The sequence below is a fragment of the Ruegeria sp. K11 genome (assembly GCF_056531905.1).
On record NZ_JBQFMP010000007.1, the window covers coordinates 265,893 to 279,565 of the forward strand.

Genomic DNA, 13,673 nt, shown 5'->3' on the forward strand with positions numbered 1-13,673 from the left:
CCTCCTATCCTTTTACCGCGCCAGAGGTGAGCCCCTGCACGAGATAGCGTTGAATGAAGATGAAGAACAAACAGCTAGGGATCAGCGCGAGAACGCCCGCCGCCATCATCTGCCCCCAATCGACCGAGAACTTGGACACGAAGGTCAGCAGCCCCACTGGGAAGGTCATTGCGTCGTTCTTCGAGATCAGCATGAGCGCGAACAGCAGTTCTGACCATGCCGCGGTGAAGACAAAGCCCAATGTCGCGCCCAGCCCGGGGAGGGTCAGGGGAAACACTACCAGCCGCAGTGCCTGAAACCGCGAACAACCGTCCATCATCGCGGCATCCTCAAGATCGGTCGGGATGCCGTCAAAAAAGGATTGCATCAGGAAGGTTGCGAAGGGGATGTTGAAGGCGGTGTAGACGATGATCAGGCTGGTCAGCGAATTGAGCAGGCCCAGATCAGCGACGATCTTGTAGATCGGTGCGATGATCATCAGCAGCGGGAACATCTGGGTGATCAGCATCACCGCGATGATGATCCGTTTGCCCGCAAACACAAAGCGCGAGAACGCGTAGCCTGCGCCTGCGGCGATCAGTGTAGTGACAAAGGCCGTACCCAGCGAGACGATCAGAGAATTGCGGAAATAGGCCAAGAAATCGGTCTGGAACAGAACGGTCGTAAAGTTCTCGAAGGTCGCCGCACTTGGGAACATGCGTGTGCCTTCGGAGAAGATCAGCGCATCCGGTGTGATCGCGATCTTGACCAGCCAATAGAGCGGGAACAATGCAAAGAGCAGGTAGAACGCAAGGGCAGCGTATTTTCCGACGATCAGGGCCGGGTTGCGACGTATGGCGGACATCAGATCTTAACCAGCTTTTTGCGCAGCCAGAGCAGGATCACGGCATAGATCAGCAGGATGAACAACAGTGCCACGGCGATGGTCGAGGCGTAACCGAAATCCAGCTTTCGGAAGGCGGTGGTGAAGATGTAGGTCGACAGGATTTGCGTCGAATTGGCGGGGCCTCCGCCGGTCATGACAAAGATGAGATCGGCAAAGTTGGCGATCCAGATCGTGCGCAGCATCACGGTGATGGCGATCATCGGGGCCAGAAATGGAAGGGTGATTTTGGTGAAAATCTGCCATGGCGACGCGCCGTCGATCTCGGCCGCCTCATAGAGTTCGGAGGGGATAGATTGCAGCGCGGCCAGCAGGGTGATGGCGAAGAAGGGCACTCCGAACCAGATATTCGCGGTAATCGGGCCCCACATGGCGAGGTTCGGATCGCCGAGGATGTTGAACGGCTCTGACAATACACCCAATGCGGCCAGCCAGTGCGGCAACGGGCCGATCACCGGGTTGAACAACCAGGCCCATGTCAGCGCCGACAGGAAGGTAGGTACAGCCCAGGGCAGAAAGACCAAAGCCTGAAACAGGCGTTTGCCGAAGAAGTCTGTGTTCAGCAGCAGGGCCAGACCCAGGCCCAGAAGGAACTGAAAGGTGATGGACCAGAACGTCCAGAAAAACGTGTTTTCGAGGGCAATCCAGAACTTACGATCCCCCCAGAGGTCAAGATAGTTCTCGAACCCGACCCAGCCGGTCTTGAAGGGGTTCAACAGTTCGATGGATTGAAACGAATAGGAAATGCCGATGATCAGCGGCACCATCATAACGGCTCCGATCAGGATCAGCGCCGGGGATAGGTAGAAAAACGGCTCGACCAGATATTGCAGGTAGAGCGAGCGTCGCGCCCGGGCTTTCCCGGGCACAACAGTTTTTTGCAGACGCGCGGTCATTGACCGGCTTTCCACTTCGCATACTCGTCGGTCAGCATCTCGGCCCACTCATCCGCGACGTCCTGTGCGGCGCGTTGACCCAGCAAGGCTTCCTGAGAGGATTCCAGCAGAACGGTGCTGGCGAAGTAACCCCATTGCTCCAGATAGGTGGGCATGGTGGTGGGCTCGTACTGCGCGCCGTTCAATTCCTCGAACCAGCCTTTGAACTGCTCGGTTTTGAAGTGGGGATCCTGATCCGCGCCTTTGTGGATCGGAATCACACCGACGCGCTTTGCCCATGTGGCGTTGGCATCGGGTGAGGACAGGGCCGCGACCAGATCAAACGCTTCTTTCTCATGCTCGGTGGCCTTGAACACAGACCAGCCTGCGAACCCGATGGTCGGGAAGGCCTTGCCCGATGGGCCGACGGGCATCGGGATCACCGCAAAATCCTCGGCTGGCATCCGTTCGGCGATGGCGATCAACGCGTCCGGGTCCTGATCGAGGAAGGCGCAAGTGCCCGAATAGAAACCGGCCACGATCTCGTTAAAGCCCCAGCTGACGCTGTCCTTGGGGGCATAGCCCTTTTGGTACAGGTCGATCATGAATTGAAGACCTTCGACCGAGCCCGGTTCATTGATGCGGCTTTTGCCGTCTTCGGTGAAGAACTCGTTGGTTCCGTTCATGACCGCGCTGAACATGATCCAGCCGTTCGTGCCGCCGGGACCACCGCGCAGGCAGTAACCATATTTGCCATCAAGCTCGGACACCGCAGCTGAAGCCGCCATGAACTCTTCCATCGTGCCCGGAGGGCTGTCGACACCAGCCTCAGCCAACAGTTTCTTGTTGTAGAACATGGCCCGCAGGTAGAAGCCGTAAGGGATCATATAGAGGTCCCCGGCCTGCGACCCCATCGCCACGGTCTTGTCGGTCAGCGTGCCGCCATGTTCCCAATCGGCCACATAGTCCTTGAGGCTGACCAACTGGTCCGACCCGGCATAAAGCGCCTGCCATGTGTCGGGCATTTCGACCACGTCCGGAATGTCGCCACCGGCAACCATCGTGGCCAGCTTTTCAAACGCGCTGCCCCATGGCAGAGACACTATCTCAACGGTGACGCCTTCGTTTGCGGCTTCGAAATTGTCCACGAGGCCCTGCAGAACCTCGGTCCGTTCCGGGCTGGTGATCACCTCGACCAGCTTCAGCTTGGTCTCGGCAAAGGCCGCCGATCCCATCAGAGTGGCCGCCAGGGTCAGCCCTGTCAGTATGCGTTTCATTTTCTGTTTCCCTCCATGAAAGAACTGTTGTGAATGCCCGCTTAGACGGTGCTTATTGCGAGCGCCCGCTCGAAATCTGCCCAAAGATCGTCAACGTCCTCCAGCCCAAGGCTGAGGCGCACGAGGTTTGGTGAAACCCCGAATTTCTGCATTGAATTTTGTTCCCCCGCCTGCGCCAGCCCGACACGGGCAGGCAGGATCAGGCTTTCATAGCCGCCCCAACTGACACCAAGCCGGAAGATCGACAGCGCATCGGAAAAGGCGGGGATGTCGACGCTGTCGTCAAACTCCAGTGACATCAGGCCCGAGCGACCTTTCAGACCCGGTACGGTGTTGGCCCCGGGTGAGTGAATGGCAGTGACCTGCGGCAAGGCTGACAGCCGGTCGACAAAGGTATTCGCGGTCGCCTCGTGCTGGCGCATCCGGGCGGTCAGGGTCCGCAAGCCCCGGGTCAGCAGAAACGCCTCGAACGGGGCCAGCTTGGCCCCGAGCAGCGGCAGGGTCAGATCACGGATGCGGGCGATGTTGTCCAGGGAGGACACAACAACGCCCGCAACCGTGTCCGAGTGCCCCGAGATATATTTCGAGGCTGAGTGGATAACGATACCGATCCCCAGAGAGATCGGGTTTTGAAACACCGGGCTGGCCCAGGAATTGTCGATCATGGTCAGCACCCCATGCCGCCCGGCATGTTCGCTGACGCGGCGTAGATCCATCGGGGTAAAGATGACCGAGCTGGGGCTTTCCAGATAGGCCAGCGTGACACCCTTCAGCAGGTCGGCGTCATTCTCGAACCGATCCACGGGGTAGTAGTCGATCTGAACCCCCATGGGTCGCAGCATGCGCTCCATGAACCGATAGGTGTCCGGGTAGACATGTTCGACACAGGCGATCCGGTCGCCGGGTTTGATAAAGGCCAGCAGGGATGAAGAAATCGCGGCCATGCCCGAAGCAAAGCCAACGGCGGCCTCTCCGCCCTCGGCCTGCGCCATCAGCTGTTCAAAGGCAGCAACGGTCGGGTTCTGTACGCGGGTATAAAGCGCGGTGTCCGACAAACCGGCCATCCTGTCCTCGAAGGCTTTGTAGTTGTCGAAAGTGAACAGCGATGTCTGAACGATGGGCGGAGTTACGGCCCCCTGCCCGTCATCCGATACTGCGGCCAAAAGCGTGGCGAGATCTCGGGCGTCAGACATCGTGATGCTCCATCACCTGGCGTATTTCCGCTTCGACCAGCGAAAGAATCTCGTCCATCAACTGCCCCGCGCCTTCAGCGTTGCCTGCGATGACGGCTTCGGCCAGCGGCAGGTGCAGCGGGATGCTGGCCTGACCAAGATGAGGCTGCCCAAACGGTGCCTCATAAACCTCATTAAACCCCTGCTGAATCTGGTGGATCAATTGGCCGAACAGAGGATTGCCGGATGCTTCGTGCAGCGTGTCATGAAACCTGCGATCCGCGCCGCGCCAATCTTCCGCGGCCTCGTATGTGGCCATCAACTCCATTACCCGCGCCATGATGATGCGTTTTTGCTGTTCGCTTGCAAGACACGCGGCCAGCCGGACGGTTTCGATTTCAAGAGGGCGGCGCACAGCATGGGTCCGCAGCAGGCTTTCGGCTTCGAGTTTGACTGAAACGGGTAGGTGGATTGAGTTCGATGCAACTTCGGCGGCCAGACGGGTGCCTGCCTTCTTGTTGCGCACCACGATGCCCATATTCTGCCACGAGGTCAGCGCCTCACGCACCTTGGCGCGGCTGATGCCAAGTTGTTGTGCAATCTCAACCTCGGTCGGCAGTTTGTCTCCTACCGTCAGCCCGTTCGCCTCGATCATGCGCGAGAGCGCGTCAATCACATCCTTACTGGTGCTTTTTGGGGGCAATTTCTGCAACCACGCACCAAGCGGTTTCGATGTCCGAGATTGAGAAAGACCGGGGGCCTGAGACACTGATCGTACGCTCCGATTCCGAGGGTATGTTCAGCGTTGCATATAATGTCCGACAAAAACAAGTATTTTGTCGGACATTATTTTCATTTTAAAATAGTATTTTTTTCAACGCATTACCAGACCTCCATGCGTCGTATCAAGCGTAGAGAGTCAGGCCATCCTCATCGAAGACCAGCGCAGTTCCGCAGGGGTTTGAGGCCGGATCGCGGCACCTCAGGCTTGGATTTGAATGCGCTCATCACCACCCAAAGGACGGCGGCGACGGTGAAGGCGAGCCAAGCCAAATGGCGGTGTAAGCAGGCAGGCGGCGCAGGACGGTCATGGCTCAGATCTCCAGGTGGTCGCGGCGCACAAGAAGGATCAGCGAGAAGGCAAGCACCAACATTACACTGCAGATCGCTGTCGCATAACCCAGCTGATAGATCGGGTCGCGCTGACCAAAGCCCATGATGCAAAGGTAGATCCCCAGAGTATAAAGCTGCTCAGGCACTTGCAGAAAGCCGAAGGGGAAGGTCAAGAGAAACTTGAACATCTTCACCCCATTGATGATCCAGACGACAAGGGAAATGGTCATCACGCCCCAAATCATCGGCAAGGGGATGTACCAGAACTTGCGTCTTCCAAATCGGCGGCCTCTTACATATCGGGCGGGATTTTATCGACGCCCGCCAGCAGCAGGATCAGGAAGAACCCGGTGAACACCCAGACCAGCGGCCAGCATCGCCCAGAAGATATTGTCGGGCGACGTGCAGAGCGTGCGGCCCATTTCATCCAGACCAACGGCCTTGAGCGATGAATTCAGCAGCCCATAGCGCGGGTTGTCGATATGGGCCCGCATGGCCGACAGAGCGACAACCGAGACGACGTTGGGCAGGAAGAGCTCCAGTCGGAACAGCTTTTTGCCCCAGATGCCCGAACTGATCAGGATGGTGTAGAGGAACGCAAGAAAGAAGACGAAGAACCCGCCGACAAACAGCAAGGCCAGCGAGTTGCGGAAACTCAGCCAGAATGTCGGATCGTTCCAGAGGCGGCGATAGTTGCCAAGGCCGATGAACTTGGCCTCGGTCCCGAAACCCGACCATTCGAACAAGCTGAAATAGAAAGTAAAGCCGGTAGGGATCAGGAAAAAGCAAAGATAAACGATCAGAGCGGGCGCTACGAAGAACCCGATAAGTCTCTTGCCGATCATGTGCTCCACCCTGTCCTTTGATCGACCGGCCCCGGTGTCAGGGCCGGTCAGATGCTGAAATCAGCGGTTTTCCCAATAGCCTTTGGTCTGCTCGACCATGCCGTCAATGAACTCATCAACGGTGATCTGACCCAGGAACACCTTGTTGTGCATCGCCTCATAGATGTTGCTGGAATAATCCGCATAGGCAACCTTGAGACCCAGATTCTCGGACAGCAGGCTGGTCGCATTGGCCACCGCCTCGCGGCTGTCCGCGATCACGTCAGCCCATTCGACCGAGGCATTGGCCACACCGATCAGCGCGTCATCCGCCATCTTCTGCTGCGCCGATTTGCTGAGTGCGAATTTGATGAAGTCCTGCGCAGCCTCGGCATCTTCGGCGCCTTCGGGGATGGCAAAGCTGACCGCATAGATGATGGTGTCGTTCACGTCACCCTTGCCGCCTTCGACCATGGGGAAGTTCATCGCACCCCATTCAAAGCCCTCTTCCACCTGATCGGCCAGTTCGATGGGCAGCCACGAGCCGACCAGTTCGGTCGCGGTGTCGCCGAACGCCAGAGTCTGCTGACCGGCAGGCCACTGATAACACTCGCTTTCCTCGGGAATCAGGCCATCGCCTCACAAGGCGGCCTCAAGCTCCAGCGCCTGACGCACGGCGGGGTCGCGCCATGTCTCGCCGGTCTTGTCTTCGTCCGCTTTCAGCACGAAATCGGGGGCCGCGATACGCGCCAGCAGATAGTTGAACCAGTTGATGTTGTAGAATGCGATATCGCTTTCCACCGCGATCGCGTTCACACCGTTGGCCTGAACCGCCTTCATCGCGTCCACATATTGCGCCCAGGTGGAGGGGGTCCCGGCCACACCGGCATCACGCAGTTGGGCTGCGGTGTAGAATATCTGGTACGTATAGAAGGCATAAGGCATCTGCCCGACCGAGCCGTTCAGTTCGATATTGGCCAGCAACGCTGGGTAGATCGCGGCACCCACGGTGCCTCCATCGGGGGATTCAGCCGCGACCAGACCGACCAATAGGTGATGTCGGTTTTGGCAAAAGCCGCGCTGGCAGTCAGACTGGCGAGCAGGCACAAACCAGAAAGTTTGATGTGAGACACAAGAATTCGCCCCTCAAGGCATCATCACAGGCGGCGTTATCGAATCGGACTTTAGGATCTCTAATGTAGTTTTACATCATTTCTAGAGTTTTGCGCATCCATATTTTAACTAATTAGGAAGATGGTTTCCTTGTGACTTCCATTATTGTAGCTTTACTTATATAACAACGTAAGGAACGGGTTTCCATTTGACTGAGAATGCAGACTTCCTGAAGCAGATCGAAAGTGACCTGCCGGAACTGTCGCGAGCCTTGCGAAACGTGGCCGAGTTTCTTCTGGCCAACCCGACCCAGTTCATCCGCCGACCCCTGCGTGAATTGTCCGCGACCATTGGCGTCAGTGAACCCAGCCTGATCCGATTCGGCCGCCGCTACGGCTTCAAGGGTCTGCCCGACCTGCGCATTGCAATTGCGATGGCTCTGGCCACTCAGGAACGAAGCAACAGCGCTGAACTTGAACCGACCATTCAGGACAAGGAAGTTGTCAACAAACGAGCCAAACGCGCCGTTGCCGCGCTTGCCGCCGATTTGATCTCCAAAGATCACTCGATATTGCTTGATTCCGGGTCGACAGTGCAATTTATCGGCGAACATCTGCGGCACGCTGCGCCAAAGGTGTTGATGACAACGGGCGTAAATCTGATGCTTGCGCTGCACAATTGCCCCCAACATCAGTTGATGCTGACCGGCGGCATGTTGCGCCAGAACGCCATGTCGCTAAGCGGCCGTCTGGTCGAAACCACTCTAGAAGCCATGTCGTTTGACACCGTTCTTTTGGGCGCGGACCGGGTGGATCCGGCCCTTGGCCTGTCCACCTTCAGCGAGGAAGAAGCGCACCTGAACCGCGCCATGATCCGTGCCAGCCGCCGGGCTATCGTGTTGGCCGACGCCAGCAAGTTCGGCACAACCCAACTCCATCGCATTTGCGACCTGTCCAAGGTGGATGTCATCGTCTCAGACGCGACGATGCCCGTTCAGATGCAACAGAAACTGCGAAGCATGAATGTCGAACTCCATCTTGCCGAATTGCCTGAAACCACCTGGCCACCCCTGATCGAACGGACCTAATTTATGACCATCACGACCTGGGCGACGGAAACGGAAATCGCCGCACAACCGAGTATCTGGGAGAACTGGGCCGACGTTTTGCCCGAAATTGCTGTGGAGATCTCGGACTGGATCGCGACGCGCAGACCGGATGTGATATGGCTGACCGGAGCCGGGACCTCGGCCTTTATTGCTGATGCGCTGGCCGTTCAACTTGATGGGTTGTTGCACAATATATCAGTGCGCAATGTCCCGTCGACTGATCTTGTCGCGCGCCCGGCGGATTATCTGAAACCCGGGCTGCGTCCGCTGGTGATGTCATTTGGCCGATCCGGCAACAGTTCCGAGACGCTGGGTACGCTGGACTTGCTCGATCGGATTTGCCCGGCGGCGGACCGGCTGAACATCACCTGCAACGCCACCAGCGCGCTGGCCACGCGCACCCATCCCAGATCTGGACAGCAAAAGGCAATCGTACTGCCCGATGACTGCCACGATCAGGGTTTCGCGATGACCTCCAGCTATACCACCATGCTGCTGACAGCGCTGGCCTGCCTGTCCGGGACCTCGGGGGCGGACATTTCCGACAATATTGGCAAACTGTCTTGCGCAGCCCGCGACCTGTTGCAGAACGCCCCCGACTTGCCGCGCCCGAAGCGTGCGGTTTTTCTCGGCTCGGGGCCGTATCTGGGCACGGCCCGTGAATCTGCCCTGAAAGTGTTGGAGCTTGCCGCCGGTCAAGTGGTGACCACGTGGGACAGCACGCTTGGGTTTCGCCATGGCCCCAAGGCCATCACCGATGACGCCACCACCACCATCAGCATTGGCGATCCCACTCACGGCGAAACGCCCGATCTAAGCCTATCGACGGGCCTGCCCGATGTCTGGAACACCGCGCTCTATGTGATGGTCGCGCAGATGTTGGCCGTCGCATGGTCGAAGTCGCTCGGTCTAAACGTGGATAACCCATTCGAAGGCGGCAATCTCAGCCGCGTGGTCAGCCATGTCCGCCTCTATGTCTGATGCTGCTGCCTGCGGTGGCATTGATCTGGGCGGCACCAAGATCGAAGCGACCCTGTTCGACGGCAACCTTGTGCCCCTCGCCTCGCGCCGCATATCCACGCCGCAGCAACGCTATGTCGATCTGCTGGAGGCGCTGACCAACGAAATCACGTGGCTGAGGGCTGAATCCGGGTAACCTGCCCTGCCCGTTGGCATCGGGATTCCGCGCCTGATCGATCCGATGACGGGGCATTCGATCACTGCCAACCTGCCAGCTAACGGAAAACCGTTAGGGGCAGATTTGCAGACGCGGAGTCGTGGGATCATCCGTCTGGCCAATGATTGCAAGTGCTTTGCCTTGTCCGAGGCGGTTGGTGGCGCGGGGGAAGGGCAACACACGGTATTCGGCCTGATCATCGGCACCGGTCTTGGCGGCGGTGTTGTTGTCGACGGCGCATTGCTGCCGGGGCCGAATGTGCTGGCGGGTGAAGTCGGTCACATCGCCCTTCCCGCCCCACTTGTGGCGCAGTATAACCTGCCGATTTTGCCCTGTGGGTGCGGCCGCCAAGGCTGCTATGAGACCTACTTGTCGGGCACCGGGTTGGCGCGACTGGCTGCTGAACTCACCGGCATAAGCCTGACCGCACCCGAAATTCTGGCGGCCACGGCGCAAGGCGATACGGGCGCCAGCCATGTATTCGAAGTTTGGCTCCGCTTCGCCGGAGAGCTTCTGCACAGTCTGCAACTGCATATCGACCCGGATTGCATCGTGCTGGGTGGCGGCCTCAGCAAGGTTGAGGGGCTGGAGCTTGACCTGGCCCACGCGTTGTCCAGTGCTGCCCTGCCGGGCCTGCGCGCACCCAATATCCTCAAACCGAAATTCGGCGACAGCAGCGGAACGCGCGGCGCAGCGCTGCTTGTCCGCCCCGAAGCCTGACACAGGACTGAAATCATGAGTTTCTTTGCCGATTTGAACGCGCGCAACCGGGCGGGTGAGCCTATCGCTATCCCATCGGTCTGCTCGGCCCAACCGGACGTTCTGCACGCGTCATTGATGATGGCACAAGAGATGCAACGCCCGGTTCTGATCGAGGCAACCAGCAATCAGGTCAATCAGTTCGGTGGCTATACCGGAATGAAACCCGCCGATTTCATCTCCTTTGTGACCGGGCTCGCCGACAAGCTCGGCACAGATCTTGGTCTGATCCATTTCGGCGGCGACCATCTCGGTCCGCAAGCCTGGCGCGATGAGCCTGCGGATAGTGCCATGGCCAAAGCCAAAGACCTGATGCGCGCTTACGTGCAAGCCGGGTTTACCAAAATCCACCTCGATTGTTCCGAAGGTTGCGCAGGCGAACCCGCGCAGGTTGATGATCAGACTTCGGCGCAACGTGCCGCCCATTTGGCCGCGATTTGTGAGACCGTAGCGCCCGACCCTGACCAACTCAGTTATGTGATCGGCACCGAAGTGCCGCCGCCCGGCGGGGCCCGGGCGGATGAAGAAGGCCAAAGCATCACCCCCACCGATCCGGCGCACGCCCGTAAAACGCTGCAAATCCATCAGACAGCATTTGATGCCGTGGGCGTGGCGCAGGCATGGCCACGCGTCATCGGGCTGGTGGTGCAGCCGGGTCTGGAATTCGCCCCGACCCATATCGACCATTTTGACCGCAACGCGCCGGATCACTTGTCACAGGCGCTCTCGGATACACCGCATATCTGTTTCGAAGCTCATTCAACGGATTATCAGCATCCCGAGGTCTATCCGGACCTCGCCAACCGGAATTTCAGCGTTCTGAAAGTTGGGCCCGCCCTGACTTTTGCTTATCGTCAGGCCCTCTATGCACTGGATCATCTGCGCGGGTTGCTGGGACAGGACGTCTCGGACTTGATGACCCAGATGGAGCAGATCATGCTGGACCAGCCCGGGCATTGGCAGAAGCACTATGTCGGGACCGCATCCGATCTGCGCCTGCAGCGGCATTTCGGTTATGCTGACCGCATCCGATATTACTGGCCCGATCCAAAGGCGCAGAAGGCCGTGTCCGCTTTGTTCTTGGCGCTCGGCCCGGACTGCCCCCCTGATCCGGCGCTGAAACAATGTTTTTCGCCTCAGGTCATTGCCACGGCACGCTCGCTGCAAAACGAGGAAGAGGGCTGGGCCGACGCGCTGGTCCTTGCGCAAATTCAGCAGGCCCTGCGCCCCTATTTCTTCTGAGACTTCGAATGCGCTACGTCCTTCCAAAAGCTCTGTTCGACGGACAAAACCTGCTGAGCAATACCGCATTGGCCTGCGAGGGCGATGTTGTGGTGGACATCTTGGCGCTTGGTGCGATCCCTTCGGATGTGCCGGTCGCACAGATAGATGCGGTGGTCACGCCGGGCCTGTTCGACGTGCAGGGATCTCCGGCCGGAGCGCATATCACCCTGTCAGACCCGGTTGCTCGGATGATCAATCACGTCGGAACAGACATCGCAGAAGCCGCGCGCATGGCCACGGCAAACGCATTAGACATGATGCGCCTGACCTGTCCTGGCATCGTGGGCCACCGTTTGAACAGCTTGGGATACATTCCCATGCATGTTGTCTGCGCCCGTTCCAGATAAAGCATCGGGATCAAATGGCTTTAATTGACTTTCTTTAGAATGGGGAAGCGCGGGCACAGCTTCGTTCCCATGCAGCACAAACTTCTTCAATGCAAAAGAGCCCGCTTCGATCAGCTACTCGGATGCCAGCGCAATAGTCTCGCAGGGGCTGCCACATGCCCGGATCACACGAAAAAGGTCGTCGATCTCGGGTTCGATCGTGGTTCGGGTTGACCCGTCCTTTAGCCTGAGGGTCACCAGACGGCTATGTGCCTGCAAGTCCGCAGTCACCTCACCGCTATCGATCAGATCGACAGCTTCGGGCCACGGCAGAGTCTCCGTGGCCTGATCGGGATTGTCCGCACAAGCGGCAGCCCCGCTCAAAGCAGAGAATAACAGGGCATATTTCAGCATGTGTCTACAATAATTAAATTCCAGAGTTTTGTGCCAGCGTTTGCCATTCGAAGACCGGCGCATCCTGTGTGCTAGCCTGTACCCAACAGAGGCTGCAAGGCCCGTCTGCCGTTATCCGAACGAGCCATGGAAGGCGTCGGGAACCGGTTCGGCCATCGCTTGAAGATTCCGCCTCAGGCTGGATGGTTTTGCCGTTCCGATCAAAACCGACGATGCAAGTGGGTGGGATTTCGCGAACATTAACGCTGCGGTTGCAAGGGACAAACCCATGCCGTTCGCTTTGTCTTGCAACACTCTGACACGGTCCAATATCTCGGGCGACGCGGGCAGATAGTCATAGGTCGCCCCATCGACCGGACCAGTGGCAAGAATGCCGGAATTCAAGACTCCGCCCAGCACGAGGCTTGTGCCTTGCGCGCGGCATTGTGCCGTCAGCTCTGCTTCAGCCGAGCGGTCCAGAAGAGTCAGACGACCGGCAAGCAGAATGACATCAATCGGGCCGTGACGCATAATATCGAGACAGATTTCATTCTCGTTCACACCCAGACCAAAGGCCCTGATGCGCCCTTGTTCTTTCAGCTTCACCAACCGCTCATACCCACTGCCCAGAAAAGCTTCCATCTGGGCTACGTTGTTTTCATTGTGGGTATAGGTGCCGATGTCGTGGACAAAAACAATGTCGGAAAACGTTGTTTGCAACCGTTCCAGACTGCCTTCCAGCGACGCTTCGATTCCATCCCCCGAATAGTCATAGCGCACAGCGTTCGGTAGCGGATTGATGAACCCATCCGCCTCGGCCATGGGCAGACCCGGCGACAGCACCCGCCCCACCTTGGTCGAGATCACATAGTTCGACCGGGGTTTGGAGGACAAAAACTGACCCAGCCGCTGTTCGGACAGGCCCCGGCCATAGTGAGGGGCGGTGTCAAAGTAGCGAATGCCGGCATCCCATGCGGCGGCCAGAACATCCTGCGCCTCGGCGTCGGCAACCTCGCGGTACAGATTGCCGATGCTCGCGCAGCCAAATGACAACTCGGTGACATGCAGGTCAGTTTGTCCGACTGGGTTGGTTTTCATCATGAACTCCACAAAGTTGGTGGGCTGTCAAAACCGGTAAGGAAGGTTGGGCGAACGCAGGGTAAGTGACCTCAGCAGGCAGGATTTCGATGAGGAGCGCGAGGCCATCCGCTGGAACGACATGCGCCAGGTCAACTCCCGCGCCGACCAGATAGTGATTTGACCACCCAACTGTTTTTTTGCTCAGGCGGCTGGGTTTATTCCGCTGCCAGTTTCGACAGGAAACGGAAATCTCTGATACTTTCGGGTTTCATCTCGATTGAGAATCCGG

The 13,673-nt window shown here is 58.2% G+C and carries 15 protein-coding genes and 1 pseudogene; 5 read left to right on the plus strand and 11 right to left on the minus strand.

Going from position 1 to position 13,673, the window contains the following annotated elements; translation table 11 throughout:
• Window positions 1-4: 4 nt before the first annotated feature.
• The 9 genes from ACR0K4_RS13470 to ACR0K4_RS13510 form a co-directional block, all read right to left on the minus strand.
• Window positions 5-844 (minus strand): carbohydrate ABC transporter permease, encoded by an 840-nt coding sequence (locus tag ACR0K4_RS13470; protein WP_480534405.1) that lies wholly within the window; start codon window positions 842-844, stop codon window positions 5-7.
• Window positions 844-1,779 carry a carbohydrate ABC transporter permease gene (locus tag ACR0K4_RS13475; RefSeq protein ID WP_480534408.1) on the minus strand — a complete coding sequence of 312 codons (936 nt, stop codon included), beginning with the start codon at window positions 1,777-1,779 and terminating at the stop codon, window positions 844-846. Before ACR0K4_RS13475 ends, ACR0K4_RS13470 begins: the two co-directional genes overlap by 1 nt.
• Window positions 1,776-3,035: an ABC transporter substrate-binding protein gene (locus tag ACR0K4_RS13480; protein WP_480854377.1), complete on the minus strand. Its 1,260-nt coding sequence runs from the start codon at window positions 3,033-3,035 to the stop codon at window positions 1,776-1,778. Before ACR0K4_RS13480 ends, ACR0K4_RS13475 begins: the two co-directional genes overlap by 4 nt.
• A 41-nt stretch (window positions 3,036-3,076) precedes the next feature.
• Entirely contained in the window at window positions 3,077-4,228 is a 1,152-nt protein-coding gene (locus tag ACR0K4_RS13485; RefSeq protein ID WP_480854379.1) for an aminotransferase class I/II-fold pyridoxal phosphate-dependent enzyme, read from the minus strand.
• Window positions 4,221-4,910, minus strand: a complete 690-nt coding sequence (locus ACR0K4_RS13490; protein WP_480854380.1) for a FadR/GntR family transcriptional regulator — start codon at window positions 4,908-4,910, stop codon at window positions 4,221-4,223. Before ACR0K4_RS13490 ends, ACR0K4_RS13485 begins: the two co-directional genes overlap by 8 nt.
• Before the next feature lie 391 nt (window positions 4,911-5,301).
• Window positions 5,302-5,550: a hypothetical protein gene (locus ACR0K4_RS13495; protein WP_480854381.1), complete on the minus strand. Its 249-nt coding sequence runs from the start codon at window positions 5,548-5,550 to the stop codon at window positions 5,302-5,304.
• An 81-nt stretch (window positions 5,551-5,631) separates the two neighbouring features.
• Window positions 5,632-6,165 (minus strand): carbohydrate ABC transporter permease, encoded by a 534-nt coding sequence (locus tag ACR0K4_RS13500; protein ID WP_480854382.1) that lies wholly within the window; start codon window positions 6,163-6,165, stop codon window positions 5,632-5,634.
• 60 nt (window positions 6,166-6,225) lie between these two features.
• Complete coding sequence (locus ACR0K4_RS13505) at window positions 6,226-6,774, minus strand: extracellular solute-binding protein (RefSeq protein ID WP_480854395.1); 549 nt, start codon at window positions 6,772-6,774, stop codon at window positions 6,226-6,228.
• Between the two features lie 9 nt (window positions 6,775-6,783).
• Window positions 6,784-7,194 carry a hypothetical protein gene (locus ACR0K4_RS13510; protein WP_480854383.1) on the minus strand — a complete coding sequence of 137 codons (411 nt, stop codon included), beginning with the start codon at window positions 7,192-7,194 and terminating at the stop codon, window positions 6,784-6,786.
• Window positions 7,195-7,465: 271 nt separating this feature from the next.
• On the opposite strand from ACR0K4_RS13510, the gene ACR0K4_RS13515 reads away from it, so the two are divergent.
• From ACR0K4_RS13515 to ACR0K4_RS13535, 5 genes and pseudogenes are all read left to right on the plus strand, one after another.
• Window positions 7,466-8,344: a DeoR/GlpR family DNA-binding transcription regulator gene (locus ACR0K4_RS13515; protein ID WP_480854384.1), complete on the plus strand. Its 879-nt coding sequence runs from the start codon at window positions 7,466-7,468 to the stop codon at window positions 8,342-8,344.
• 3 nt (window positions 8,345-8,347) lie between these two features.
• Window positions 8,348-9,346 (plus strand): AgaS family sugar isomerase, encoded by a 999-nt coding sequence (locus ACR0K4_RS13520; RefSeq protein ID WP_480854385.1) that lies wholly within the window; start codon window positions 8,348-8,350, stop codon window positions 9,344-9,346.
• A pseudogene (locus tag ACR0K4_RS13525) lies at window positions 9,339-10,262 on the plus strand (ROK family protein). Before ACR0K4_RS13520 ends, ACR0K4_RS13525 begins: the two are co-directional and overlap by 8 nt.
• A 15-nt stretch (window positions 10,263-10,277) precedes the next feature.
• Window positions 10,278-11,543: a class II D-tagatose-bisphosphate aldolase non-catalytic subunit gene (locus tag ACR0K4_RS13530; protein WP_480854386.1), complete on the plus strand. Its 1,266-nt coding sequence runs from the start codon at window positions 10,278-10,280 to the stop codon at window positions 11,541-11,543.
• A gap of 8 nt (window positions 11,544-11,551) precedes the next feature.
• On the plus strand, window positions 11,552-11,932 hold the full coding sequence (locus ACR0K4_RS13535) for a hypothetical protein (RefSeq protein WP_480854388.1): 381 nt from the start codon (window positions 11,552-11,554) through the stop codon (window positions 11,930-11,932).
• A 114-nt stretch (window positions 11,933-12,046) separates the two neighbouring features.
• Here the strand turns inward: ACR0K4_RS13535 and ACR0K4_RS13540 are convergent, their stop codons facing one another.
• Together ACR0K4_RS13540 and ACR0K4_RS13545 are read right to left on the minus strand one after the other, a co-directional pair.
• The gene (locus ACR0K4_RS13540; protein ID WP_480854389.1) at window positions 12,047-12,325 is read right to left on the minus strand and encodes a hypothetical protein; all 279 of its coding nucleotides are present in this window, start codon (window positions 12,323-12,325) and stop codon (window positions 12,047-12,049) included.
• 111 nt (window positions 12,326-12,436) lie between these two features.
• The gene (locus ACR0K4_RS13545) at window positions 12,437-13,402 is read right to left on the minus strand and encodes an aldo/keto reductase (protein WP_480854390.1); all 966 of its coding nucleotides are present in this window, start codon (window positions 13,400-13,402) and stop codon (window positions 12,437-12,439) included.
• Window positions 13,403-13,673 lie beyond the last annotated feature (271 nt).